Here is a 22,304-nt window from a genome sequence, read left to right as displayed (position 1 = left end):
CAACCTGATGAGGCGACATCGGGAAAGACAGGAAGAAGGCCAGCTGATGACCGAGACCAAGGCCGGCACCGAGGCCGTGAAGGCGTCCGGTGGCAGGGCAGTCGGTGCCGGCGGCAGCGGAGCACTGAGCAGCGAGCAGGGCATGACGACGATCGCGGACACCGTGGTGTCGAAGATCGCCGGGATCGCGACCCGCGAGGTGACCGGGGTACACAATCTCGGCGGCGGTACGGCGCGCGCGATGGGGATGCTGCGGGAACGGATCCCGGGATCGCGGACCAACATGTCCCAGGGCGTCGGGGTCGAGGTCGGAGAGACTCAGGCCGCAATCGATCTCGCGATCGTGGTGGAGTACGGCGTCAGCATCGCCGACCTCGCCCAAGGCATCCGGCGTAACGTGATCGACGCGGTCGAGCGGATGACAGGGCTGGAGGTCACCGAGGTGAACATCGCCGTCAACGACATCCACCTCGACGAGGACGACGAGGACGACACCGGCGAGGCCGAGGCCGTGGTGGAGCGCCGGGTCCAGTGACCCCTGCCGAGGCATCCGAGCTGTCCGGGCGGATCGCCACCGCGGCCCGGTCGGTGCCGGGTGTGGCAGACCTGCACGGTGGGATGTTCGGCGAGATCGGGACCTACCTTCCCGGCGGCCGGGTTACCGGTGTCCGGGTCTCAGATCGGCGGGTCGAGGTCCACGTCACGCTCTATCTGGACTACCCCGTGCGTGCCACCGGCGACGCCGTCCGATCCGCGGTCGAACCGTTGGTCGACCTACCGGTCTATGTGACGGTCGAAGACCTCGTGCAGCGGCATGCAGATGACTCCCGGCCTGGCGGTGACCCGTCGGTTGCCGGGCCGCCAGTGATGCGCCGGTCAGGCGCTGGGCACCTCCGGAAGGAGAATTCATGAGCATCCCTGTTATTGGCCTGTTCGCCGGGCTGCTGGTCGCGGTCGCGGCCGCAGCCGGCGGGTTCATCGGTTTCCTGCTCGCACTGGTTCTGGGTGCGGCCGGTTTCGCCGTCGGCCTGTTCGCCGACGGCGGTTCGAAGTCGTTCGACGACCTGATGTCGCGCCGCAGGCGTGGCTGACACATCCACTGACATGAGTACGTCGGAATCGGCGGCTCCGCCGGCAGCAACGGGCGCACCACCAGGCGATCGTGTTCCGAACCCGACTGCCGACAGCGGCCGGCGGGGCCATTTGGAGATCGGTTCCCGAGTAGTGGAACGTATCGCCCAGGTTGCCGCTCGGCGGGTGGACGAGGTGGTGCGGCAGCCCGCCACCTTCGGCAGCGGCCTACCCAACGCGACTGCGAAGGTGGCAGGTCAACATGTCCGGCTGGATGTGGAGGTCGCCGTGCGCTGGGGGCGGCCGCTGCCCCAGACCGCTGCTGCTGTCCGCTCGCAGGTCGCCGAACAAGTCTCCGAGCTGACCGGGCTGGTCGTCGATTCGGTAGCGGTTGGCATCGTGGCCGTCGCGGCCGACGCGCCGGCACAAGCGGCGACCGGTGCCGGGGACGAGGACGTGACATGAGCAACGAAACCGCCAAACGGCCGACCGGCACGGCCGCCGTCGCGCCGGTCGGGATCCTGGCCGCGGTTGCCACCGTCGCAATCGGCGTCGTCGGCGTCCATGACGCTCTGCAGGCCGCCGGCGCGGTGCGCGGACCATCGTGGACCGAATGGCTGGCCGGCAGACTCGAGACGATCCAACCAGGTGGCTGGATGATCCCGGCCGGCATCATCGCCGTGGTCGTCGGCCTGTACTTCTTGGTCGCGGCATTGAAACCGCGCCGCGTCACCCACTCTGCCGTCGGGCGGGACGGCGTCTGGATCCGGCGCCGCGATATCGCCCGCCTGGCCGCCGAATCCGCGGAGTCGGTGGACTCCGTCGTCTCGGCCACGGCCAAGTCCCGGCGGAGGACGGTGCGGCTCACCGTCCGGGCCACTGGCGACACCGACCGGGTCGCCACCGACGTGGACACCACTGTGCGTGAACGGCTCGCGATCTTGTCACCACCGCCACGGATCCGCAGGCGCGTCGTCGAGGAGGACTGAGATGGGACGTGGAGTGATCGCGGTGGATCGGGTGGTCGCATTCGTTCTCGGCGTCGGGCTCGTCGCGGCTGGTGCCGGCGGCCTCGGATGGCGATTCGACCTCATCCCCGACGCACCTGAGCGCTTGCGGTTCAGCTGGCTAGCCGACGCCACCCGGACCGCGTGGTGGCCCTGGGCAACAGGGGCTGCCGGAGTGCTCCTGGTGCTGATCGGCCTGATCTGGCTGATCAGGCACTTCCGCAGCCGCGGTGTCCGCCGACTGCAGTTGGCGGGCAGCGACCACACCGGGCTGCTCACCGCCGATGCGAAGGCCGCCGCCACGGCGGCTGGAGACAGACTGACTCAGACCGCCGGCGTGCGCAGCTCCAGTGGACGCATGGTCTCCGATCGGGGGCAGCTCGTCGCCGAACTGAACCTCACGATCGAACCGACCGCCGACCTCGGCACGGTCCAAGCCGCAGCCGAACAGACCAGCCACGACCTGCACCGCATCGTCGGACGCGACGACCTGCACCACCGCGTCCAGCTCCACGTCGCCCGACACGAGAAAACTCCAGCCCGCGTGCGCTAGATCCGACAGGAACGCGCCGACAAGTAGGCAAGCCGTCGCGGCGATCCACAGCAGACGGAGGGCTTGACGGGGGCACCCAGGGCTGTCGGGGAGAATTGGGTTGTGAAGAAGTCTGAGGTGGAGCCGGTTGTTGCGCGGAATCGGAAGGCTGCGCATGACTATCACCTGGGTGAGGGGTGGGAAGCGGGGCTTGTGTTGCAGGGGCCTGAGGTGAAGGCGCTTCGGGCTGGGCGGGCTTCGCTGGTTGGGGGGTTCGCCATCGTCGAGGAGCGGGAGATCTGGTTGCACGGGGTGCACATCCCGCAGTACTCGCAGTCCCGCTGGTTCAACGGCGGGTCGCGGCGCAAGCGGAAGTTGCTGCTGCATCGGGCTCAGATCGACAAGATCGAGCGCAAGGTCAACGAGGGTGGGCTGACGATCGTCCCGGTGAGCCTGTATTTCAAGGACGGTCGCGCGAAGGTGGAGATCGTCCTGGCGCGGGGCAAGAAGACCTGGGACAAGCGGCATACGCTCGCCGAACGCGAGGCGGCCCGGGAGGTCGAGCGCGCGGTGAGCCGTCGGCTGAAAGGCCGTCCGGACTAGCCCTTCAGGTAGAGGTCGACCTCGGGCAGTACGTCGGACAGCGGGCGGTGCATGTCCAACAGGAGGTAGTTGTCCGCGGGACGTTGGACGCGGTCCAACCACGTGCGAAACAGCGCCGCCCCGTCATCCGGCTGGTCGCCGAGGTCGACCGGTGGAGTGGACACGCCGCGACGCTGGCTTCGCAGCTGCGGCCGCTGCCTGAGGCGCTCGTCCACCACCTTCAGATCATGCACCTGGCACTCGATGTATCTGTACGTCGCATTGTGCGCTCGCGCGATGTCCATGCCTTCGGTGAGGATCCGCGGCCAGAAGCAGGGACTGTCGACGACCACAGAGCGCCCCTGGGCGAGCACGCTGCGAGTGACGGCGTACAGGACCTCGTACGCCGCCTTGGAACAACCGGCGACCTCGACACCTCCGTCGAGAACAGCGGTCAGAATCACGTCGTAGTCGATGGCAACCGCACCGAACGTGTCGACGACATGAGCGGCGAGGGTGGACTTCCCAGACCCTGGCACGCCCGACATCTGCAGCAGGAACATCCCTTTCCCAGCCTCCACCCATTGCCAGTGCGGATAGACTGGCAGTATTCCGGAGCGATGACATACCAGGCGGCGTGTCGGGAACCCGCGGGTCCTATGAGGCGATGCCGATGTTCAGGCCAACTTCCGTACTTGCCGATGTCGGCCGCCGTTCGGTCATGAACGACGATCTCTCCCACCTGTTCGCCGAGGTCGTGTCCGCCCGCGCCGCCGAGCGCGTAGCGCGGGGCGGCCCGCGGCGTCAGGGCGAGAACGCACGCAGCGACACCGGACGGCTGGCGCTGTCACTGCGGGCCTACGCGAGGGCCCTGGAGAAGTACCGGCTGCCTGTGCCACCCGTGATCCGCGACGAGCTTCGCCTGCGCAGCGGGCTGCCGTCCTGAACGACCCGACAGCCCCGGGATACTGAGGGCTTCGTCGAGTCAAAGGGGTAAGGCGTGCAGGTTGTCGTCGGAGCTGGGGCCGTGGGGAGTGTGGTCGCCCGGCTGTTGGTGGCGCGGAGTGAGCAGGTCCGAGTGATCACGAGGTCCGGAAGCGGGCCGGACGGGGTGGAGCGGATTGCCGCGGACGCCAAGAACGGTCTGACGGACTACGTCACGGGCGCGACGGCGATCTACTCGTGCGCAGGCCCGGCGTACAACAAGTGGGCTACCGAATGGCCGCGGCTCGGTGCGGCTCTGGTCGCGGCCGCCGAGGCGTCCGGAGCGGTGCTGGTGAGCACCGGCAATCTGTACGGGTACGGTGCGGTGGACGGGCCGATGAGCGAGGACCTTCCGTTGCTGCCGAACACCGTGAAGGGGCAGGTGCGGGCGAAGGTCTGGGCCGCCGCACTGGCCGCGCATCAGGCGGGGCGGATCCGGACCGCGGAGGTGCGCGGGTCCGACTACCTGGGCGCGGGCGCGGTGTCACCGTTCAGCGTGACGGTGTTGCCCAAGGTGATCGCCGGCAATCGCGGCATGATGCCGGGCGATCTCGACGTACCGCACAGCTGGACGTACGTCGGTGATGTCGCGCGGCTGCTGATCGCGGTGGCCGACGACGAGAGCGCGTGGGGACGGGCCTGGCACGTTCCGACGCCGGAGCCGTTGTCGGTGCGCGAACTGGCGACCCGTGCCGCCGAACTGGCAGGTGCGCCGCCGGCGAAGGTTGCGTCGATGCCTACCTTGGTACTGCGGCTTGCGGGACTCGTCGACCCGGCCGCGCGGGAGATGGTGGAGATGCTGTACCAGTGGCAGCGGCCGTTCGTCATCGACTCGACCGCGGCAACTGTTGCCTTCGGCATCAAACCCACGCCGGCCGCCGACGCGCTCCGGGAAATGATCGGAAAGGGCAGGGATGAGCTCTAGGAGACCGCGCCGGTGGTTGCGCCGCCTCGTCGTCACGCTGGTGGTGCTGGCGGTCCTGGCGATCGTCGTCGACCGCGCCGCGGCGTACGTGGCCGAGAACCAGCTCGCCTCGATGGCCGACAAGGAGGCCAGGCAGTACGACGTACGCTCGGCCGGCACCTCGGTGAAGATCGGCGGCTTCGGGTTCCTGCCGCAGCTGGTCAAAGAGAACTTCTCCAAGGTCACGCTGACGATGGAGAAGCCGACGTTCTCCGGCATACCAAGTGAGGATCTGAAGGTCGAGCTGCAGAACGTACACGTGCCGCGGTCGCTGCTGACGCAGCAGTCCGGTGCGGTGACTGTCGACGCGACCGATCTGCGGCTGCAGTTGTCGCCGCGTGAGCTGGCTCGGCTCGCGGTCCGCAGTACCGGGCTCCAGGGATTGTCGATGTCGGTCGTCAACGGTCAACTGCAGGCGAAGGCGACGGTGCGCGGCATCAGCATCGACGCACCGATCACGCCGCAGGTGAAGGACGGGCGGGTCGCGCTGACGCTCGGGGAGTTGCCCGATTCGGTTCCGTCGTTCGTGCAGAGCGCGATCCGCAGCCAGCTCGCCAGCGGCATCACGATCCCCGAGTTGCCGTTCGGCGCCCAGCTCACCGGCATCACTGTCGTGGACAACTCCGTCGTCCTGACCGCCGTCGCGAAGGACCTGAAGTTCACGGCGTGAGTCTCTTGGGTTGCGATGGTTCGCGATATATCGTCGAACTATCGCAATCACTTTCGTGAGGGACGGGTGGTCCAGATGACCGGATCGGCGTACGCCGCGGGCTGGCCTTGGGCGCAGTTCGCGCGGCACTGTTCAACCTTCGACGACATCAAGGACGAGTTGCGCGCGGCGATGAGCGGCCACCGCGGGCACCAGGGGCGCAGTCACCAGCAGCACTTCGGGCCGCCGTGGAGCATGTTCGGCGGCGGGCAGATGTTCGGTCCGCCGTGGGGACCTCCGCCGCGCTGGCGGGGCCCGAAGGCGCGCCGCGGCGACGTACGGGCAGCGATTCTCGCCGTCCTCGCCGAGCAGCCGATGAACGGCTACGGCATCATCCAGGAGATCGCCGAGCGCAGCGGCGGCGTGTGGAAGCCGAGCCCGGGCTCGATCTACCCGACGCTGCAGCAGCTCGAGGACGAGGGTCTGGTGACGGCGGACGCGGCCGTCGGGCGGCGGACGTTCCAGTTGACCGATGAGGGCCGTGCGTACGTCGCCGAGCACCAGGACGAGGTGTCCGCGCCGTGGGAGGCGATGAGCGCGCCGTCGGGTGACGACGAGAACGGGTTCAAGCCACTCCTCGGGCAGGTCGCGACGGCGATGTGGCAGATTCTCGCGAGTGGTACGCCGGAGCAGCAGGCGAGGGCGCGCGACGCGGTCGCCGACCTGCGCCGGAAGCTGTACGGCATCCTCGCCGAGGAGGACGACGCCACGGACCAGCAGGACCGTTCATGAGCTCCGCCGACCGGGACCGCCGACGCCGAGGCGGTCCCGGCAGGCGGCACGGTTGGAGCGGGCCGGGCTGGAGTGGTCCGGGCTGGTACGACGAGTCCGCCGGCGACTGGCGCGGTCGCACGTGGAACCAGGTCGGCTGGGACCGGCCACCGGAGGCTGCGCGGGTCGACGTACCTCGGAAACGGGTGCGGATCGGTGACGCCGAGCGCGACCAGGCCGTTTCGTTGCTGAGCGACCACTTCGTGGCCGGGCGGTTGACGCAGGCCGAGTTCGAGGAGCGGAGCGAGGTGGTGACGCGGGCGCGGTACTCGGACGATCTCGAGCCGTTGTTCGACGATCTGCCGAACTCGACGCAACTGCAGGTCGTGCCGGGACCGGCCGACCTCCGTCGCCGGCCGGGTCCGCCGCCGCCGTTCCTGATGCTCGCGCCGGTGCTGATGCTCGGCCTCGTGATCACCTCGGTCGCACTCACCGCTCCCTGGCTGCTCTGGGGCATGTTCTGGATCGTCATGATCAGCGGCGTGTCCCGCCGCCGCTGGCACCATCGCTGATCCACCACCGCTGAACTAGAGCCGCCCACGAGCCCGCGGGATCTCCTCCGCGAACTCGACGACGAACCCGTCCGGGTCGGCGACGTGGACCGTCCGGTGTCCCCACGGACGGTCCGCCGGCCCGCTCAGCACCGGTACGCCGGCCACACGCAGCCGCTCGGCGTACGCATCCACGTCCGGCACCATCACCACCACTTCGCCACCGGCGCCCGGCGTCACCGCCCGCCCGGTCAACCACTCCGCCCGCCGCCGTTCGTACAACGCGAACCGCACCCCGCCCGCGTCGAACTCCGCATACCCCGCATCCGTGAATTTGTACGCGAGCCCCACCACATCCCGGTAGAACCCCACCGACGCCGCCAGATCCCCGACGTACAAAATGACGTACCCGATCTCCATACCCGCAATTGTCGGTGCCTCCGCGTACGGTCGCTGGCGTGTATGACGGTGTGTTGATTCTGGAGAGTTTGAAGGTCGGGACCGAGCTGGATGGGGTGCCGCTGACTGTGACGAAGGTGAGTCGGCAGGCGGTAAGTGGTACGTCCGTCGGGCAGCCGGCGGTGTGGTCGTTGCTGGAGTTCGAGGTCGAGCGTGGGGAGGACTTGGCCGAGGTGCTGGCGGGCGTGCTCGACAGTCCGGGGTGGTACGCCGACTTTCATGACGAGCACGAGATCTTCGTGATCTTCCCGGGACGCGTGTTCCGGTACCGGCGGGGTGACGACGCGGCGCGCGAGGAGGCGAAGGAGTTCGGGCGCGGCCTGGCGATCCCGGAGGCGCAGCTGGACTGGACGCGATGATTGGATGAGCAGATGGTGACCGTTCTCCGCTACGCGGCCTTCACGTCCGATCCGGCCGGAGGCAATCCGGCCGGTGTGGTGCTCGACTCCCGCGGGCTCGACGACGCCACGATGCAGGCGATCGCGGCCGAGGTCGGGTACTCCGAGACCGCGTTCACCGATGAACCGGATGCGAGCGGCGCGCGCCCGGTGCGGTACTTCTCCCCCAAGGCGGAGGTCCCGTTCTGCGGACACGCCACGGTCGCGACCGCCGTCGCCCTGGCTGAGCGCAACGGCCCTGGCGAGATCGTCTTCAGTACGGCGGCCGGCATCGTCCCGGTCACGGTCGACGACGACCTGCGCGCAACGCTCACCAGCGTCGAGCCGTCCACAGAGGATGCCGGCAACCTGACCGACGTACTCGACATCCTCAGCTGGTCACCCGACGACCTCGACCCCGCGTTGCCGCCGAGGATCGCGTACGCCGGGGCACGGCATCTCGTCCTGAGTACGGCGACCCGGCAACGACTCGCCGCGCTCGACTACGACTTCGACCGCCTCCTCGCGTACATGCTCGAGCGCGACCTCACCACGCTGCAACTCGTCTGGCGGGAATCACCGACCGTCTTTCACGTGCGCGACCCGTTCCCCGTCGGTGGTGTCGTCGAGGACCCGGCAACGGGTGCTGCAGCGGCCGCGTTCGGCGCCTATCTGCGGGACATCGGCGAAGCGCAACCCACGATCACCCTGCACCAAGGCGACGATCTCGGGCGGCCCAGCCTCATCACGGTCGAGCTCCGCCCGGACGACAACCGCGTGCGGGTGAGCGGCAACGCCGTACCGATCACGGCACCCGCGTGAGCCACTCCTCGGTGCCGAACTTCGCCGCGACCCGCTCCTCGGCCAGCGCGACGGTTTCCGGCGAGATCGTGCCGGTCGACAGGCCGTAGCGATTCCGGAACGTGCCGGCCATCCGCTCGATCACGTCCGCGCGGTCGAGACCGGTCTGGCTGCGCAACGGGTCGACGCGCTTGTTCGCGCTCTTGGTGCCCTTGTCGGACAGCTTCTCCCGGCCGATCCGCAGTACCTCGACCATCTTGCCGGCGTCCATGTCGTAGGCCATCGTCACATGATGGAGGACGGCGCCGCCCGCGAACCGCTTCTGCGCGGCGCCCGCGATCTTTCCGGCCGGCGACGTGATGTCGTTGATCGGCTGGTACGTCGCCGCGATGCCGAGATCGTTGAGCGCACCAATGACCCAGTCGTCGAGGAACGCGTACGACTCGACGAACGACAGGCCCGATACCAGTGATTCCGGGACGTACAGCGAGTACGTGATCGTGTTGCCCGGCTCGACGAACATCGCGCCGCCGCCGCTGATCCGCCGTACGACGGTGACGTCGTGACGGGCCGCGCCGTCCAGGTCGACCTCGTTCCGCAGCGACTGGAAGCTGCCGATGATGACCGCATTGGACGCCCACTCCCAGACCCGCAGCGTCGGCGGGCGCTCCCCCGACCCGACCTGCTCGGTCAGCACCTCGTCGAGCGCCATCTGCAGCGCCGGGGCCCGCGGTACGTCGTGCACGAACTGCCACTCGTGGTCACGCCAACCGGTCGCGCCGGTCAACGCACGCCGTACGGCGACAGCTACCGCCTCGGGTGAGAACCCGAGCATCTCGACCCCGTCGCCGAGCGCACCTCGCACCCGCGCGGCGATCTGAGCCGCGGAAGTCGCCACTTGCAGACCCGCCAAGGCCCCGTTGATCCGCTCGAGGGCGTCGTCCGGCTCGAGGAAGAAGTCGCCGGAGATCTGCGCGTTCCGGACGTGCTCGTCGACGACGTCGAGGTCTGCCACGACGAGCTTTCCGCCTGGGACCTTGTACTCACCATGCATATTCAGCATCAACTTGCTCTGGTCAACGGTTGTTCCCGGACGGATACTCCGGGCCATGGCGCAGATGAGCATGAACAAGGCGATCCATGCCGCCGTTCGGCGGGACCTGGGTCGATTCCTGAGCGCATTGGAGCGGTTCCCGGACGGGGACCGCACGCGCGCGGCGCAACTGGCCGCGGCCTGGCAGAACTTCGACAGCCAGCTCACCCGGCATCACGAGGGTGAGCACGAGATTGCGTGGCCGGCGTTGCAGAAACTCGGCGTGAGCCCGGAACTCTTGGCACAACTGGATGCCGAGCACGACACGATGGCAGGCGCACTCGCTGCCTCGCGGACCGCGATGGGTGCGCTGCGGAACTCCGCGAGCGCGGACGACGCGGCCACAGCACGCGCTGCGCTTCAGGAGCTGCAACGGGTCACCGTCGAGCACCTCGAACACGAGGAGGCGGAGATCGAGCCCGTCTACCAGGCCAACGTCGGTTCGCCCGAGCTGAAGGCGATGGGCCGCGAGTTCGCCAAGGTCGGCCCGGTCCAGGGCGGCACGTTCTTCGCATGGGCCCTCGACGGCGCCACCCCCGCGGAGTCCGCGGCCATCACCGACAACATCCCCAAACCCGTCATCACGGTCATCCTCGGCCTCTTCGGCCGCCGCTACCGCAGTTCGATAGCCCCCACCTGGCGCAGCTGATTACGCAGCCGGCTTGAGTTGTACGGCGACCTGCCAGACGCGGGTGCGGACCGTGTCGATGTCGTCCGATGCGTCGACCTCGTGGTGGATGCCGCGGCCGGAGTAGAAGTGGATCAGCGGCGCGGTCTGCTCGTGGTAGACCTCGAAGCGGCGGCGAATGACTTCCTCGGTGTCGTCCGAGCGGTGCTCGATCTCGGCGCGCCGGAGCAGCCGGTCGACGAGGGTTTCGGCCTCGACCTGCAGGACCAGGGCCGCGTCCAGCGAACGGCCTTGCGCACCGAGGATCTCGTCCAGGACGCGGGCCTGGTCGAGCGTGCGCGGGTACCCGTCCAGGACGAATCCCGGACGGGCCTCGGCGTCCGCGAGGCGGTCGCGGACCATCGCGTTGGTGACCTCGTCGGGCACGTACTCGCCCGCGTCGAGGTAACCCTGCGCCGTCTTGCCGAGCTCGGTGCCGTCCGCGATGTTGCGGCGGAACAGGTCACCGGTGGAGATGACAGGCACACCGAGGTGAGCGGCCAGGTGGCCCGCATGCGTACCCTTACCGGCCCCAGGAGGGCCCATCAGCAAGACAGTGGTCACGGCACACTCCTGACTCTCGGTAAGTCCCACAGAATATGGGAGCCTCCGCTCCGGCGGTACGGTGTACGTCACTCCGGATCGCCAGTTGCGTCACACTCGCTCGTTACTGTCCGGAATCGCCTTCAGAACTCCATTTCCGGGCGGAGCTCGATGATGTCGCCGGGGCCGGCGAACTTGGCGGCGAGCTCCTCGGCCCGGGCGCGGGTGGCGCAGTCCAGGACGAAGAAGCCGGCGAGCTGCTCCTTGGACTCGGCGTACGGCCCGTCGGTGCTGACCGGGCGCTTGCCTTCCCAGCGGTAGGTCCGCGCGGTTGATGGTGCGTCCAACGCCAGGCCGCTGACCAGCTCGCCGGACGCGGACAGCTCGGCCAGCAGCTCGTCGAACTCCTTGCCCATCGCGGCCCGCTCGTCCGCCGGGATCGCCCGGCCGACCTCGGTGAAGTCGATCGTCGGGTGACCCCACGGCTGCATGTTGGAGTGGATCAGGACCACGTACTTCATGACAGAACCTCCTGTGTCGTGCCGGTACGCCGTACTGCGCCCGTGCACCCCGGACGTCGGAGGCACCGACAGGCCCTCGACATTTTGCCTGGATGTATTCCAGATCACATCGAGTCACACTCGCTCACCGGGCTCCGTCAGCGCTGCAGAACACACAGACGAGAACGGAGCAAAGCTCATGAGCACGATCCTGGTGACAGGCGGTACGGGAACGATCGGCCGTCAGGTGGTGCCGCTGCTCCAGGCGGCCGGCAGCAAGGTACGCGTGCTGAGCCGGCACGCGGGTGATCGCGGCGACGGCGTCGAGTACCTGGCCGTCGATCTCCTGAACGGCGAGGGCCTGGACCGCGCCGTGGACGGCGTCGACGTGATCCTGCACCTGGCCGGCGGTCCGAAGGGTGACGACCTCGGCACCCGCAACCTGGTCAAGGCGGCCGAGCAGGCGAAGGTCGGTCATCTGGTGCACATCTCGGTGACAGCGGTCGACCAGCTGCCGCTGACGTACTTCAAGTCGAAGCTCGGCGCCGAGCAGGCCGTCCGCGAATCCTCGGTGCCGTCGACCGTACTGCGCGTCGCCCAGCTGCACGACTTCGCCTGGAACACCGCGCGGGCCATGGCGAAACTGCCTGTCCTGCCGATGCCCGGCGGCATCCGCTTCCAGCCGGTCGACGGCCGGGACGTGGCCGAACGGCTCGCCGAGCTCGCGCTCGGTGAACCGCAGGGCCTCGTCCCCGACCTGGTCGGGCCCAAGGTTTACAGCCTGTCTGAGCTGGCTCGCGACTACCTACGGGCGACCGGCAAGCACCGGTTGTCGCTGCCGATCCGTGTTCCCGGCAAGGCGGGCAAGGTGTACCGCGCGGGCGGCAACCTCACCCTCACCGGCGCCGACGTCGGCACTCACACCTGGGACGAGTTCGTCGCCGCACAGGTGTAGGGCTCCAGCAGCTCCACGAGATCCGGCGTACGACGGCGCGCGATGCCGGCCAGGAAATCGGCCACCTGCACTCGCGGGTCGTGCTTGGAGTCGACCTGCACGAACGACCGCAACGGCGCCGGCTCAACGCGGGAGGCGAGGAACGCGCCCAGGCGTGCCACGCGGCCCGGCGTCAAGGCGCTCTGCTCGTCGTGCACCACGGCGACCGAACGACCGCCGGCGCTCCAGTACAGCAGCGTCTCGGCGAGTGCCGGCACCAGCGGCTCCAGTGGCGGCGGGAGCTCCGGATCCTCGTCGATCAGCCGTTGCATCATCTCTTCGACGCGAGGCCGGGTCACCGCACGCAGCGCAGGCAAGTCGGCCGGCATCGTCGCGAAGAACCGGTCCACCGCCGCGTGATCCATCAACCGCACGCGCTTCGTCCGAGTCAGGTCCACGAACGCCGCCAGGAACCCGGTCCGGTGTCGCAGTGCCGTGGCCACCTCCGCGTGGTCCGTGCCGAGGCTGGTGCCGGCGCTGTACGACGGCTCCTCGGTGAACAGCTCGAACACCCGCGCGGCGACGTACGCGATCTTGTCGATGGTGAGGACGTGCGCATGTCCACGCAGCGTGGTGAGCAACCACTCGAGCGCGGGCCGCTGCTCGGGTCGCAGGAGTTGGTTGGACTTGTACTCCGTCCGGCGGCGCAGACGGTCTCGCAGTACGTCGATCACGTCGGCGGCCGCCGGTACGGCGAGATCGACACTGGCATGGGTGATGACGGGTGAGGTGGGGTCGAGCAGGTTGGTTCCGGAGAACCCCGACTCGTCACACGCGACCTCGACCCACGATGACTGAGAAGTCATGGGAAGGCTGGCTCCAAGGCTGAAGGACTGCACGCTGCGGGGCCCGTCCTCCGGACGGGCTTGATCGGACGCGCCAGGAGTCATCGGGGCGCGGTAACGATCAGTAAGCGGCAGCAGCCTGAGCAGACATGCGACCCATCATGGTCCGGCTGCACGCCGGACACCAGCGAATTCCTACGGCTTGCGGGCGAGGGCGACCAGAAGGCTAGAAATCCACGGCGGCGGGGTGCATGACTGCGCGGATCTCGACCGAGCGGCCGGCGGCTTGCGCGTCCGGTAGCAGGCGCGCGAGCTCGACGGCGCGGTCGCGGTTCTCCACGTCGATCACGTAGTACCCGTCGATCTTGGTCGGCTCGCGGTCAGGCAGCCGAACGGACAGTTGGGCGTCCGCGAGCAGCTCGCCGCCGACCAGTTCGCCGGCGTCGTGGGCGACTCGCTCGAACTCGTCGCGCTGCAGGCGTGGTTCACCGTCACCCTGCAGGATCAGTAGAAACTTCATCGGCGCTCTCCTCTCACAGGTACGACGGAGTCGAACGCGCAGTCTTGACATGATGTGCGGATGTTCGCGCCGGGACGACCAGCTCAGCCGGCAGCCGCCCACGCCCGCGCCGTGAGCTTGATGGACCCGTCGGCCCCGATCGGCAGCCGCGCCCGTACGGCGTCCCGCAGCGCCTCCTGATCCGCCGGATCCAGGCTGCGCAGGTACGCCGGCGCCACGCCCTGCCCACCCAGGAACGGTCCCCAGTAGTCGTCGAACGACGCGAACTCCGTCGGTACGACGATCTCGCGCGTCTGCACCTCACCGAACCCGGCCTCACGGAACAGCCCCTCGAGGCCTTCCGGCGTACAGAACGGGAACCGGCGCCCTTCGTCGTGGTCCCGGTCCTGCGGGCGTACGTCGGCCATCGCGTCGAAGAAGTACCGCATCAGCTGCATGCCGCCGGCGTAGTCCCAGACGTAGACCGCGACCGTCGTACCGATCTCGCGCATCCGGCGGAGCGCCTCGACCCGCTCAGGGATGAAGTTGAGCACCAGCCCGGCGACGACCACGTCGTACGGGCCGTCCGGAAGCTCGGCCGCGGACCGGACCTCGAACGCCGCCCGCGGATCGTTGACGGCCTGTCGTGCGTAGCCGATGAAGCCCTCCGACGGGTCGACACCGAGCACGGACGCCGGATCCGCCGTACGAAGGATCGTGCTGGTCAGCGCGCCGGTGCCGCAGCCGACGTCGAGCCAGCGCAGTCCGGCCGGCTGCTCCAGCCAGCCGACGAACTCCGGCGCGACGAGGCGGCTCCAGCGGCCCACGTACGACTCGTAGATCCCACCACTCGACCACTCGCTCATTTGCGCAGGATAGACGGCAGCGAGACCCCCGTCAGTCCTTCCGAGACCGTCCACAGCCGGGCGCCGGCCTCGGCATCGAGCGCAGCCTTGGGCGGCTTGGCCAAGGCGGTGGGGCCGACGAGGCCGAAGCGTCCGGACGGGCCGTAGTACGCACCGTGCTCGGCGGCTGGGTCAGCCGCGGCGAACAACAGCGGCTCGGTGCCGGTCTCGACCTCCTGCGTAGGCAGCGGGAGCAAGCGGTACAGCAATCGCGTCGCCAGCGGCAGCTCGTCGCGACCGAGGGTCGGGCCGGTGGTCTGCAGATTGGTGTTCGTGAAGCCGGGATGGGCCGCGACGCTGACCAGTCCCCAGCCGTTCTCGGTCGACAGGCGTGCAAGCTGATTGCTCAGCATCAGGTCGGCGAGCTTCGACTGCGAGTACGCCGCCGTCGACCGGTAGCGACGCTCCCACTGCAGGTCGTCGAAGTGGATCCGGCCGAAGTTCGCCGCACCGCTGGCCATCGTCGCGACCCGCGGCGCCGGGGCGGCCAGGATCAACGGCAGCAGGCGGACCGTGAGCGCGAACGGGCCGAGGTAGTTCGAGCCGAACTGCAACTCGAAGCCGTCCTTGGTGAGCATCCGGTCGGGCGGATTCATCACACCCGCGTTGTTCACGAGCAGGTCCAGATGCGGCTCGTCGGCGGTCAACTGCTCGGCGAACTCCCGGACCGAGGCCAGGTCGGCCAGGTCGATCCGCCGTACCTCGAGCTGGGCGCCCGGATGCGCGGCGAGGATCTCAGCCTTCGCCGCCTCGCCCTTGGCGGGCGTCCGGACCGCCAGCACGACCCGCGCACCCGCGGCCGCCAGCCGCTTGGCGGCCTCCTTGCCGGTCCCGCTGTTGGCGCCGGTGACGACGGCGAGCTTGCCGGTCTGGTCGGGGACTTCGTACATGCTCCACACTCCATAAAAGACTGGTGGTCTGTTATGGCCTCGACGTTATCAGACCGACGGTCCGATAACAACAGACCGCTGGTCTGTAGACTGTGGGCATGACTTTCCAGCGCGCGCGCAGACCGGAGCAGCGGGCCGAGCGGCGGCGGGCGATCCTCGCGACCGCGGCCGCGATGCTGGCCGAGATGCCGGTCGCGGACCTCAGCCTGAACGAGCTGAGTCGCCGCGTCGGCCTGGCGAAGTCGAACGTGCTGAACTACTTCGACTCCCGCGAGGCCGTCCTGCTCGAACTGTCGAGCAGCGAACTGTCGGCCTGGGTGCAGGATCTGGCGACCGTTCTGTCGGACCAGACACCCGAGTCGACCGACGAGCGGGCCGACCGGCTCGTCACGACCATCGTCGGCACGCTGGCGAAGCGGCCGGTGCTCTGCGACCTGATCAGTACGCAGGCGGCGGTGCTGGAGCGGAACATCACGACCGAAACGGCACTCACGTTCAAACGCGCGGCCATGGTCGCGTACGAACGGTTGATCGGGGTGGTCGTCGGCGTACTGCCGGAGCTCGGACCGGAGGGAGCGGGCCGGTTCATCGCCGCCGCGAGCCTGCTCGCGGGCGCGATCTGGACCCACTCCCATCCGGTGCCGGCGATCCTGGCGGCCTACGAGACCGATCCGGCGCTGAGCGCGATCCGGATGGAGTTCGAGCCGGCCCTGACCGACGCCCTGCGAGCCTTGCTGTACGGCGCTTTACCCAGAGATCAGGGCAGGTAGTAGTTCGGGTTCGGGAGCTTGAAGGTGCGGTCGGCGAAACCGCCCTTGAGGTCGGAGAACTGGTCGCCGAAGTTCGCGACGATGTCGTACCCGAGCGACTCGATGTGCGCGCGGGTCGCCGACTTGTAGTGGATCGTCGTACACGATCCGTTCGGGTCGCCTGCGCAGGCCTGCTTGAGGTAGTCCGGGTAGTTGGCGACGGCCGGCTTCGTGAACAGGCCGTCCTCGCCGTTGCTCAGCGTCGTCGGCTTCGGGTACCCGGCGTCGACGCCGACACCGTCCGCGGTGAGGTTGCCCAGCGTCGCCTGCTCCTGCGCGGCGCCACGGCCGGTCAGGAAGAAGATCGCGTACCCCTCACGCTCGGCCGTCTTCACCATGTCGACCATGCCGGGAACGGCCGGGAACCGCTGGTTCAGCACGTACTCCGCGTTGGTGGCCGGGTTGTACGCCCAGTTGCTGGCGATCTCGTAGTTCCAGGTGGCCAGCGACGTGTCGTCGACGTCGAGCAGGATCGCCTTGGTCTTGGCGGTGTGGTGCGTCGCCGAGATCCAGTGCGTGCCTGCGGCGGCGACCTTCGTCGCTTCCTTCGCGTAGTTGCTGTCCGCCGCGAAGTTGCCGGAGCCGAGCGGGTCGCCGTAGTAGTTGCGCAGCTGCTGACGCAGTACGTCGATGTTGGTGACCTGCTTCTCGCTGTGCGGTGTCGACGTCTGGATCGCCGGCTGCTGCGTCGCGGCGCCGGCCGAGTACGCGACTCCGCCGACGACCGATGTCATCGCGACCGCGGCGACGCTGGTCAGAACCATGCGGCGGGACGGCCGGCGCCAGGAACGGAATGCCATCGGGACCCCTCCAAGAACTGGAATTGCTTGCGAAGGCACGCTAACTCCATCCGGACCCGATGTACCTGCCGCACGCCGCAACTTCAGGGGAATCCTGCGTTCGCTAGACCTGCTTCACGTACCGGTGGCACGGGATCGGCAACGTTCCGCGTTCGACCGGCGCCGGATAGTCGAACGGGCCGCCGTCGGTCCAGCCGCTGCGTTCGTAGAACCGGCGCGCCCGCGCGTTGCCGGTCACCACGGCCAGCCAGGCTTCCTGATGACCTGCTGCCTTCACCTGCCGCTCGGCTTCGGTGAGCAGCGTCCCTGCGACGCCCGATCCCCTGTGTTCGCGTGCGACGTACACCTGCTCGACCTCGGCCCCCACCACCATGACGAAGCCGGCGATCTCGTCATCGACGACGGCGACCGTGGTGTCCGCGACCCGTTGCGCGGCCCGGGTCCAGAACGACTCCTTGGTCCGGTACGCGACCAGTTCGCCGGGCACATGTCCCAGGTGGCCGTCCTGCCAACCGGCGTACCAGATCGCGGCCACCGCATCGGCATCTTCCGCAACAGCGGGTCGCACAGTCATGCCGCCAGGGTAAATGAACCCGCCACGCCCCTACGCTTGCGTCGTTCGGCTTCTCTCACGAAGGAGAACGCGCTGTGGCCACTGGTCTGGTCAGGACAGACGATCCGTGCGTCTCCTGGGGAGAGTCGATCGTCGAAGCCGTCAGCGAGACCACCAATCGGGTCGTCCGCTGGCGCGGCATCGACTTCGTCGTCCGGCCGAACGATCGCGAGCCGATGAACGCGGTCCATTCGCTCCGGTCCAACGACAGCCCGCTTTTCCTGCCGGAGGAGCTGGCCGACACGGTCCGCCGGTACGGCGCTGGGGAGCCCAAGCGAGGCGATGCGGAACGGCTGGTCCGGGCCACCGGGCACACGATGTCGCAGTCGGCTGGGCTGAGCAGCCCGCTGTTCGACAACATCGGCGGGCTCCACGCGCAGGAGGCCGACCTGGACGACGGGCTGGCCGACGTCTGGACCCAGGAACGACTGCCCGAACTCTGGCCGAAGACCGAATCCGGAAAGTTCGTCCCCGTCGGTGAGGTGCAGAACTTCGCCTTCGCCGGCCGGAACCCGGCGGCGGCAGCGGCAGCACGGGAACTGATGACAGAGATCGTCCGCCAGCAGGGCCCGGGCGCTCCGGTCGGACCTGAGGACTACGCCGCCCTCTCCGAGGCGTTGATCGCAACGAAACCCGAGGAACGGTTCGGCGAGATCCTCAAGCTGCTGCCGGGCACCGACGAACTGTCGCCGTCCGACACGTTCTCGGCCGAGGCCGCCCTGCGCAGGGGCTTCGCCGAGGCCGTCGCGAAGGGCGACCCGTCGCTCGCGGCCGCAGCCGTTCGGAGGGCGTCGGAGCGGATCGACCCACAGCTGCGTCGGCTCGTGGAGGATCCTGCCCTGGCCCCGGTCACTCCGGGTCGTACGCCAGGTTCGGCCGGAGCCAGCGTTCGACCTCAGCGACCGGGAGATTCCGCCGTACGGCGTAGTCCTCGATCTGATCGCGCCCGAGGCGGCCGACACTGAAGTAGCGCGACGCCGGGTGCGCGAAGATCAGACCGCTCACCGCTGCGGCCGGCGTCATCGCGAACGACTCGGTCAGCCCGAGGCCGATCTTTTCCGCCGCGAGCAGCTCGAACAGGTCCCGCTTCTCGCTGTGGTCCGGGCTCGCCGGGTACCCGAGGGCCGGCCGGATGCCGCGGAACCGCTCCGCGTGCAGGTCCTCCAGCACCGGCTGTGCGTCGGGCTCGAACCACGCCCGCCGCGCCTGAAGGTGGATCCACTCCGCGAACGCCTCCGCCAGCCGGTCGGCCAGCGCCTTCACCATGATCGCCCGGTAGTCGTCGTTGCGTTCCTCGTACGACTTCGCCAACGTCTCCGCGCCGTGGATCGCGACCCCGAACCCGCCGAGATGATCACCGGACGGCGCGATGTAATCGGCGAGGCAGCGGTTGTCCCGCCCGGCCGGCTTCGCAGTCTGCTGCCGCAGCATCGGGAACGACCGGTCCAGTCCGTCCAGGACGATGTCGTCACCTTCGCTGTGCGCCGGCCAGAACCCGTACACACCCTCAGCGGTGAAGGACCCGTTCGCGATGATCTCGTCCAGCAACGTGTTCGCGTCGTCGAACAGCTCCCGCGCGACCGGCTGGTCCAGGATCGCCGGGTACTTCCCCTTCATCTCCCAGGCCAGGAAGAGGAACTGCCAGTCGATCATCTCGCGCAGCGTCTCGATCGACGGCGACACGTACCGCAGGCCGGTGAACTCCGGCACCGGAAGCTCGCCGTACTCGACCTGTTCCTTGTTCGCCCGCGCCTCGGCCAGCGTCAGCATCGGTGCGCGCTGCTTGTTCGCGTGCTGCTCACGCAACCGCTCCTGCTCGACACTGTTGCTCTTGGCAAGCTCTACGGCGCGGTCGGAGTCGAGCAGGTCCGACACCACACCGACGACTCGCGAGGCGTCCAGCACGTGCACAGTGGTGTTCTCGTACGCCGGTGCGATCCGGACGGCGGTGTGCTGCTTGGAGGTCGTCGCTCCACCGATCAGCAACGGGAGCTTCAGCCCGCGCCGCTGCATCTCCTCGGCCACCGACACCATCTCGTCCAGCGACGGCGTGATCAGCCCGGACAGGCCGACGGCGTCCGCGCCCTCGGCCACCGCGGTGTCGAGGATCCTTGCCGCCGGCACCATCACGCCGAGGTCGATCACCTCGTAGTTGTTGCAGCCGAGCACCACACCGACGATGTTCTTGCCGATGTCGTGGACGTCGCCCTTCACGGTCGCGAGCACCACCTTGCCCTGCCCGCGGACGGCCTCGGCGCGACCCTCGAGCCGGGCCTGCTCCTTCTCCGCCTCCATGAACGGCTCCAGGTAGGCGACCGAGCGCTTCATGACGCGGGCGCTCTTCACCACCTGCGGCAGGAACATCTTGCCGGCGCCGAACAGGTCGCCGACGACCTTCATGCCGTCCATCAACGGGCCTTCGATCACTTCCAGCGGCCGCGGCAGCTTCTGCCGGGCCTCCTCGGTGTCCGCCTCGATGAAGTCGACGATGCCGTGCACGAGCGCGTGCGACAGCCGCTCCTCGACCGTGCCCTCACGCCAGGTCAGGTCCACCTCGCGCTGCTTGCCCTTGCCCTTCACGTTCTCGGCGAACGCGACCAGGCGGTCCGTGGCGTCGTCGCGGCGGTCGAAGATGACGTCCTCGACCAGCTCCAGCAGGTCCTTCGGGATGTCCTCGTAGACCGCAAGCTGGCCGGCGTTCACGATTCCCATGTCCAGACCGGCCTTGCCCGCGTGGTACAGGAACGCGGAGTGCATCGCCTCGCGGACGATGTCGTTGCCGCGGAACGAGAAGGACAGGTTCGAGATACCACCGCTGATGTGGACGCCGGGACAGCGTTCTTTGATCAGCGGCAGCGCGTCGATGAAGTTCTTCGCGTAGCCGTTGTGCTCGGACATACCGGTCGCGACCGCGAGCACGTTCGGGTCGAAGATGATGTCCTCGGCCGGGAAACCGATACCGGTCAGCAGGTCGTAGGCCCGGCCGCAGATCGCCACCTTGCGCTCGACCGTGTCGGCCTGGCCCTGCTCGTCGAACGCCATCACGACCGCGCCGGCGCCGTACGACATGATCCGGCGTGCGCGGTCGAGAAACTCCTCCTCGCCCTCCTTCAGGCTGATCGAGTTGACGACGCCCTTGCCCTGCACGCATTTCAGGCCGGCCTCGAGCACCGACCACTTCGAGCTGTCGATCATGATCGGGATCCGGGCCACCTCGGGCTCGGTCGCGATCAGGTTCAGGAACGTGGTCATGGCCTGCTCGCTGTCGAGCAGATCGGCGTCCATGTTCACGTCCAGCAGGTTCGCGCCGCCGCGCACCTGCTCCAGCGCCACGTCGACCGCGGCCTGGTGGTTGTCGCTCTCGATCAGCCGGCGGAACTTCGCCGACCCGGTGACATTGGTCCGCTCGCCGATCATCACGAACCCGGTGTCGGCGCCGATCTTGAACGGCTCGAGCCCGGAGAACCGCGTGGTGTGATCGGTCGGTACGACGGTGCGCGGCTGCAGCTGCTCCACGGCGGCCGCGATCTGCTTGATGTGGGCAGGCGTCGTACCGCAACAGCCGCCAACGATGTTGACCAGTCCGGACTCGGCGAACTCCCGCAGCAGCGCCGACGTCTCCTCGGGAGTCTCGTCGTACCCGCCGAACGCGTTCGGGAGGCCGGCGTTCGGGTGCGAGGCGACGTACGTGCCGGCGAACCGGGCCAGGTCGGCGACGTGCGGGCGCAACTGGGCGGCGCCGAGGGAGCAGTTGACGCCGACGACGAGCGGGTCGGCGTGCTCGACCGAGCTCCAGAACGCCTCGACGGTCTGCCCCGACAGCGTCCGGCCGCTCAGGTCGACGATCGTCACCGAGATCCACAGCGGCAGCTGCGGCGCGACCTCGCGGGCCGCGGCGACGGCGGCCTTGGCGTTCAGGGTGTCGAAGATCGTCTCGATCAGCAGCAGGTCGACGCCGCCCTCGGCGAGCGCCGCGATCTGCTCGGCGTACGCGTCCTTCACCTGCTGGAAGGACACGGCGCGGTACGACGGGTCCTCGACGCGCGGGCTCAGCGACAGGGTGACGTTCAGCGGGCCGATCGAACCGGCGACGAACCTGCCGCCGAACTCGTCGGCCGCCTGGCGGGCCAGCCGCGCGCCGGCGACGTTCATCTCGCGGACGTGCTCCTGCAGGCCGTAGTCGGCCTGGCCGATGCTCGTCGCGGTGAAGGTGTTCGTGGTGGTGATGTCCGCGCCGGCCGCCAGGTACTGCCGGTGGACGTCGAGGATCAGGTCCGGCCGGGTCAGGTTCAGCACGTCCGGGTCGCCGGTCACGTCGTGCGTGTGGTTCCCGAAGCGATCGCCCTGGAAGTCGGCCGTCCGCAGCTTCGCGCCCTGGAGCATCGTGCCCCAGGCACCGTCGAGAACTGCGATGCGCTGATCCAGCAGGTCCCGCAGCGCGGTTTCACTCATCTGCCA

General features: G+C 68.6%; 30 protein-coding genes. 18 read left to right on the top strand and 12 right to left on the bottom strand.

Features of this window, described 5'->3' with window-relative positions; genetic code table 11:
- The first annotated feature begins 46 nt into the window (after positions 1–46).
- The 7 genes from EV647_RS22975 to smpB all read left to right on the top strand — a co-directional run bounded on the left by EV647_RS22975 (position 47) and on the right by smpB (position 3,213).
- Complete coding sequence (locus EV647_RS22975; RefSeq protein WP_134006191.1) at positions 47–535, top strand: Asp23/Gls24 family envelope stress response protein; 489 nt, start codon at positions 47–49, stop codon at positions 533–535.
- The gene (locus EV647_RS22970; protein ID WP_202876286.1) at positions 532–912 is read left to right on the top strand and encodes an Asp23/Gls24 family envelope stress response protein; all 381 of its coding nucleotides are present in this window, start codon (positions 532–534) and stop codon (positions 910–912) included. The genes EV647_RS22975 and EV647_RS22970 overlap by 4 nt, the downstream gene beginning before the upstream one ends.
- Positions 909–1,091, top strand: a complete 183-nt coding sequence (locus tag EV647_RS22965; protein ID WP_133782675.1) for a hypothetical protein — start codon at positions 909–911, stop codon at positions 1,089–1,091. Before EV647_RS22970 ends, EV647_RS22965 begins: the two co-directional genes overlap by 4 nt.
- A 13-nt stretch (positions 1,092–1,104) precedes the next feature.
- Positions 1,105–1,536: an Asp23/Gls24 family envelope stress response protein gene (locus EV647_RS22960; protein WP_134006189.1), complete on the top strand. Its 432-nt coding sequence runs from the start codon at positions 1,105–1,107 to the stop codon at positions 1,534–1,536.
- Positions 1,533–2,060 carry a DUF6286 domain-containing protein gene (locus tag EV647_RS22955; protein WP_134006187.1) on the top strand — a complete coding sequence of 176 codons (528 nt, stop codon included), beginning with the start codon at positions 1,533–1,535 and terminating at the stop codon, positions 2,058–2,060. Before EV647_RS22960 ends, EV647_RS22955 begins: the two co-directional genes overlap by 4 nt.
- A 1-nt stretch (position 2,061) precedes the next feature.
- On the top strand, positions 2,062–2,631 hold the full coding sequence (locus EV647_RS22950; protein ID WP_134006185.1) for a hypothetical protein: 570 nt from the start codon (positions 2,062–2,064) through the stop codon (positions 2,629–2,631).
- A gap of 102 nt (positions 2,632–2,733) precedes the next feature.
- Positions 2,734–3,213: an SsrA-binding protein SmpB gene (gene smpB / locus EV647_RS22945; protein ID WP_134006183.1), complete on the top strand. Its 480-nt coding sequence runs from the start codon at positions 2,734–2,736 to the stop codon at positions 3,211–3,213.
- On the opposite strand, the gene EV647_RS22940 is transcribed toward smpB, so the two are convergent.
- The gene (locus EV647_RS22940) at positions 3,210–3,740 is read right to left on the bottom strand and encodes an ATP-binding protein (protein WP_255517912.1); all 531 of its coding nucleotides are present in this window, start codon (positions 3,738–3,740) and stop codon (positions 3,210–3,212) included. The genes smpB and EV647_RS22940 overlap by 4 nt on opposite strands.
- Before the next feature lie 173 nt (positions 3,741–3,913).
- On the opposite strand from EV647_RS22940, the gene EV647_RS22935 reads away from it, so the two are divergent.
- From EV647_RS22935 to EV647_RS22915, 5 genes are all read left to right on the top strand, one after another.
- Entirely contained in the window at positions 3,914–4,138 is a 225-nt protein-coding gene (locus EV647_RS22935) for a hypothetical protein (protein WP_134006179.1), read from the top strand.
- A 54-nt stretch (positions 4,139–4,192) separates the two neighbouring features.
- Entirely contained in the window at positions 4,193–5,101 is a 909-nt protein-coding gene (locus tag EV647_RS22930) for an NAD-dependent epimerase/dehydratase family protein (protein WP_134006177.1), read from the top strand.
- On the top strand, positions 5,091–5,810 hold the full coding sequence (locus EV647_RS22925) for a DUF2993 domain-containing protein (protein WP_134006175.1): 720 nt from the start codon (positions 5,091–5,093) through the stop codon (positions 5,808–5,810). Before EV647_RS22930 ends, EV647_RS22925 begins: the two co-directional genes overlap by 11 nt.
- 75 nt (positions 5,811–5,885) lie before the next feature.
- Positions 5,886–6,581 carry a PadR family transcriptional regulator gene (locus tag EV647_RS22920; protein ID WP_134006173.1) on the top strand — a complete coding sequence of 232 codons (696 nt, stop codon included), beginning with the start codon at positions 5,886–5,888 and terminating at the stop codon, positions 6,579–6,581.
- Positions 6,578–7,132, top strand: coding sequence for a DUF1707 domain-containing protein (locus EV647_RS22915; RefSeq protein WP_134006171.1), 555 nt, complete (start codon positions 6,578–6,580; stop codon positions 7,130–7,132). The genes EV647_RS22920 and EV647_RS22915 overlap by 4 nt, the downstream gene beginning before the upstream one ends.
- A gap of 15 nt (positions 7,133–7,147) precedes the next feature.
- Here the strand turns inward: EV647_RS22915 and EV647_RS22910 are convergent, their stop codons facing one another.
- Positions 7,148–7,531 (bottom strand): VOC family protein, encoded by a 384-nt coding sequence (locus tag EV647_RS22910; RefSeq protein ID WP_134006169.1) that lies wholly within the window; start codon positions 7,529–7,531, stop codon positions 7,148–7,150.
- 38 nt (positions 7,532–7,569) lie between these two features.
- On the opposite strand from EV647_RS22910, the gene EV647_RS22905 reads away from it, so the two are divergent.
- Positions 7,570–7,929: a hypothetical protein gene (locus EV647_RS22905; RefSeq protein ID WP_134006167.1), complete on the top strand. Its 360-nt coding sequence runs from the start codon at positions 7,570–7,572 to the stop codon at positions 7,927–7,929.
- 12 nt (positions 7,930–7,941) lie between these two features.
- Positions 7,942–8,769, top strand: a complete 828-nt coding sequence (locus EV647_RS22900; RefSeq protein WP_134006165.1) for a PhzF family phenazine biosynthesis protein — start codon at positions 7,942–7,944, stop codon at positions 8,767–8,769.
- Here the strand turns inward: EV647_RS22900 and EV647_RS22895 are convergent.
- A complete protein-coding gene (locus EV647_RS22895; protein WP_370343754.1) occupies positions 8,753–9,811 on the bottom strand; it encodes a biotin/lipoate A/B protein ligase family protein in 1,059 nt (352 codons plus the stop codon). The genes EV647_RS22900 and EV647_RS22895 overlap by 17 nt on opposite strands.
- Before the next feature lie 46 nt (positions 9,812–9,857).
- Here EV647_RS22895 and EV647_RS22890 point away from each other — a divergent pair, with 46 nt between their 5' ends.
- On the top strand, positions 9,858–10,490 hold the full coding sequence (locus tag EV647_RS22890; RefSeq protein WP_134006163.1) for a hemerythrin domain-containing protein: 633 nt from the start codon (positions 9,858–9,860) through the stop codon (positions 10,488–10,490).
- Here the strand turns inward: EV647_RS22890 and EV647_RS22885 are convergent, their stop codons facing one another.
- A complete protein-coding gene (locus EV647_RS22885; protein WP_238175595.1) occupies positions 10,491–11,072 on the bottom strand; it encodes an adenylate kinase in 582 nt (193 codons plus the stop codon). It lies immediately after the preceding gene.
- A 122-nt stretch (positions 11,073–11,194) separates the two neighbouring features.
- On the bottom strand, positions 11,195–11,572 hold the full coding sequence (locus tag EV647_RS22880) for a YciI family protein (RefSeq protein ID WP_134006161.1): 378 nt from the start codon (positions 11,570–11,572) through the stop codon (positions 11,195–11,197).
- Positions 11,573–11,750: 178 nt separating this feature from the next.
- On the opposite strand from EV647_RS22880, the gene EV647_RS22875 reads away from it, so the two are divergent.
- Positions 11,751–12,506, top strand: coding sequence for an SDR family oxidoreductase (locus EV647_RS22875; protein ID WP_134006159.1), 756 nt, complete (start codon positions 11,751–11,753; stop codon positions 12,504–12,506).
- On the opposite strand, the gene EV647_RS22870 is transcribed toward EV647_RS22875, so the two are convergent.
- The 4 genes from EV647_RS22870 to EV647_RS22855 all read right to left on the bottom strand — a co-directional run bounded on the left by EV647_RS22870 (position 12,470) and on the right by EV647_RS22855 (position 15,624).
- Positions 12,470–13,351: a DUF3800 domain-containing protein gene (locus tag EV647_RS22870; RefSeq protein WP_134006157.1), complete on the bottom strand. Its 882-nt coding sequence runs from the start codon at positions 13,349–13,351 to the stop codon at positions 12,470–12,472. The genes EV647_RS22875 and EV647_RS22870 overlap by 37 nt on opposite strands.
- A gap of 205 nt (positions 13,352–13,556) precedes the next feature.
- Complete coding sequence (locus tag EV647_RS22865) at positions 13,557–13,850, bottom strand: YciI family protein (protein WP_134006155.1); 294 nt, start codon at positions 13,848–13,850, stop codon at positions 13,557–13,559.
- Between the two features lie 83 nt (positions 13,851–13,933).
- Complete coding sequence (locus EV647_RS22860) at positions 13,934–14,695, bottom strand: class I SAM-dependent methyltransferase (protein ID WP_134006153.1); 762 nt, start codon at positions 14,693–14,695, stop codon at positions 13,934–13,936.
- Positions 14,692–15,624, bottom strand: a complete 933-nt coding sequence (locus EV647_RS22855) for an SDR family oxidoreductase (protein ID WP_134006151.1) — start codon at positions 15,622–15,624, stop codon at positions 14,692–14,694. The genes EV647_RS22860 and EV647_RS22855 overlap by 4 nt, the downstream gene beginning before the upstream one ends.
- Positions 15,625–15,722: 98 nt before the next feature.
- Between EV647_RS22855 and EV647_RS22850 the strand changes: the two genes are divergently transcribed.
- The gene (locus EV647_RS22850) at positions 15,723–16,394 is read left to right on the top strand and encodes a TetR/AcrR family transcriptional regulator (protein ID WP_134006149.1); all 672 of its coding nucleotides are present in this window, start codon (positions 15,723–15,725) and stop codon (positions 16,392–16,394) included.
- Here the strand turns inward: EV647_RS22850 and EV647_RS22845 are convergent.
- Positions 16,382–17,233, bottom strand: coding sequence for an HAD family acid phosphatase (locus EV647_RS22845; RefSeq protein WP_134006147.1), 852 nt, complete (start codon positions 17,231–17,233; stop codon positions 16,382–16,384). The genes EV647_RS22850 and EV647_RS22845 overlap by 13 nt on opposite strands.
- Positions 17,234–17,336: 103 nt before the next feature.
- Positions 17,337–17,807, bottom strand: a complete 471-nt coding sequence (locus EV647_RS22840) for a GNAT family N-acetyltransferase (protein WP_134006145.1) — start codon at positions 17,805–17,807, stop codon at positions 17,337–17,339.
- Between the two features lie 74 nt (positions 17,808–17,881).
- Between EV647_RS22840 and EV647_RS22835 the strand changes: the two genes are divergently transcribed.
- Positions 17,882–18,811: a hypothetical protein gene (locus tag EV647_RS22835; protein WP_134006143.1), complete on the top strand. Its 930-nt coding sequence runs from the start codon at positions 17,882–17,884 to the stop codon at positions 18,809–18,811.
- On the opposite strand, the gene metH is transcribed toward EV647_RS22835, so the two are convergent.
- Positions 18,696–22,298: a methionine synthase gene (gene metH / locus EV647_RS22830; RefSeq protein ID WP_134006141.1), complete on the bottom strand. Its 3,603-nt coding sequence runs from the start codon at positions 22,296–22,298 to the stop codon at positions 18,696–18,698. The genes EV647_RS22835 and metH overlap by 116 nt on opposite strands.
- Positions 22,299–22,304: the final 6 nt, after the last annotated feature.

The organism is Kribbella sp. VKM Ac-2566, assembly GCF_004366005.1.
Taxonomy (GTDB): domain Bacteria; phylum Actinomycetota; class Actinomycetes; order Propionibacteriales; family Kribbellaceae; genus Kribbella; species Kribbella pratensis.
Note: the sequence above shows the minus strand (reverse complement) of the source record. Positions and strands in the feature narration are given on the sequence as shown.

What these genes read in the sequence shown, in the direction of transcription:
- EV647_RS22855 (WP_134006151.1), bottom strand. Translation starts at nt 15,624, where the DNA reads ATGTACGAAGTCCCCGACCAGACCGGCAAGCTCGCCGTCGTCACCGGC.
- EV647_RS22925 (WP_134006175.1), top strand. Translation starts at nt 5,091, where the DNA reads ATGAGCTCTAGGAGACCGCGCCGGTGGTTGCGCCGCCTCGTCGTCACG.
- EV647_RS22870 (WP_134006157.1), bottom strand. Translation starts at nt 13,351, where the DNA reads ATGACTTCTCAGTCATCGTGGGTCGAGGTCGCGTGTGACGAGTCGGGG.
- EV647_RS22850 (WP_134006149.1), top strand. Translation starts at nt 15,723, where the DNA reads ATGACTTTCCAGCGCGCGCGCAGACCGGAGCAGCGGGCCGAGCGGCGG.
- EV647_RS22965 (WP_133782675.1), top strand. Translation starts at nt 909, where the DNA reads ATGAGCATCCCTGTTATTGGCCTGTTCGCCGGGCTGCTGGTCGCGGTC.
- EV647_RS22955 (WP_134006187.1), top strand. Translation starts at nt 1,533, where the DNA reads ATGAGCAACGAAACCGCCAAACGGCCGACCGGCACGGCCGCCGTCGCG.
- EV647_RS22860 (WP_134006153.1), bottom strand. Translation starts at nt 14,695, where the DNA reads ATGAGCGAGTGGTCGAGTGGTGGGATCTACGAGTCGTACGTGGGCCGC.
- EV647_RS22960 (WP_134006189.1), top strand. Translation starts at nt 1,105, where the DNA reads ATGAGTACGTCGGAATCGGCGGCTCCGCCGGCAGCAACGGGCGCACCA.
- EV647_RS22890 (WP_134006163.1), top strand. Translation starts at nt 9,858, where the DNA reads ATGGCGCAGATGAGCATGAACAAGGCGATCCATGCCGCCGTTCGGCGG.
- EV647_RS22915 (WP_134006171.1), top strand. Translation starts at nt 6,578, where the DNA reads ATGAGCTCCGCCGACCGGGACCGCCGACGCCGAGGCGGTCCCGGCAGG.
- EV647_RS22940 (WP_255517912.1), bottom strand. Translation starts at nt 3,740, where the DNA reads ATGTCGGGCGTGCCAGGGTCTGGGAAGTCCACCCTCGCCGCTCATGTC.
- EV647_RS22895 (WP_370343754.1), bottom strand. Translation starts at nt 9,811, where the DNA reads ATGCTGAATATGCATGGTGAGTACAAGGTCCCAGGCGGAAAGCTCGTC.
- EV647_RS22880 (WP_134006161.1), bottom strand. Translation starts at nt 11,572, where the DNA reads ATGAAGTACGTGGTCCTGATCCACTCCAACATGCAGCCGTGGGGTCAC.
- EV647_RS22950 (WP_134006185.1), top strand. Translation starts at nt 2,062, where the DNA reads ATGGGACGTGGAGTGATCGCGGTGGATCGGGTGGTCGCATTCGTTCTC.
- EV647_RS22845 (WP_134006147.1), bottom strand. Translation starts at nt 17,233, where the DNA reads ATGGCATTCCGTTCCTGGCGCCGGCCGTCCCGCCGCATGGTTCTGACC.
- EV647_RS22865 (WP_134006155.1), bottom strand. Translation starts at nt 13,850, where the DNA reads ATGAAGTTTCTACTGATCCTGCAGGGTGACGGTGAACCACGCCTGCAG.
- EV647_RS22920 (WP_134006173.1), top strand. Translation starts at nt 5,886, where the DNA reads ATGACCGGATCGGCGTACGCCGCGGGCTGGCCTTGGGCGCAGTTCGCG.
- EV647_RS22900 (WP_134006165.1), top strand. Translation starts at nt 7,942, where the DNA reads ATGGTGACCGTTCTCCGCTACGCGGCCTTCACGTCCGATCCGGCCGGA.
- EV647_RS22910 (WP_134006169.1), bottom strand. Translation starts at nt 7,531, where the DNA reads ATGGAGATCGGGTACGTCATTTTGTACGTCGGGGATCTGGCGGCGTCG.
- EV647_RS22840 (WP_134006145.1), bottom strand. Translation starts at nt 17,807, where the DNA reads ATGACTGTGCGACCCGCTGTTGCGGAAGATGCCGATGCGGTGGCCGCG.
- EV647_RS22875 (WP_134006159.1), top strand. Translation starts at nt 11,751, where the DNA reads ATGAGCACGATCCTGGTGACAGGCGGTACGGGAACGATCGGCCGTCAG.
- EV647_RS22935 (WP_134006179.1), top strand. Translation starts at nt 3,914, where the DNA reads ATGAACGACGATCTCTCCCACCTGTTCGCCGAGGTCGTGTCCGCCCGC.
- EV647_RS22975 (WP_134006191.1), top strand. Translation starts at nt 47, where the DNA reads ATGACCGAGACCAAGGCCGGCACCGAGGCCGTGAAGGCGTCCGGTGGC.
- metH (WP_134006141.1), bottom strand. Translation starts at nt 22,298, where the DNA reads ATGAGTGAAACCGCGCTGCGGGACCTGCTGGATCAGCGCATCGCAGTT.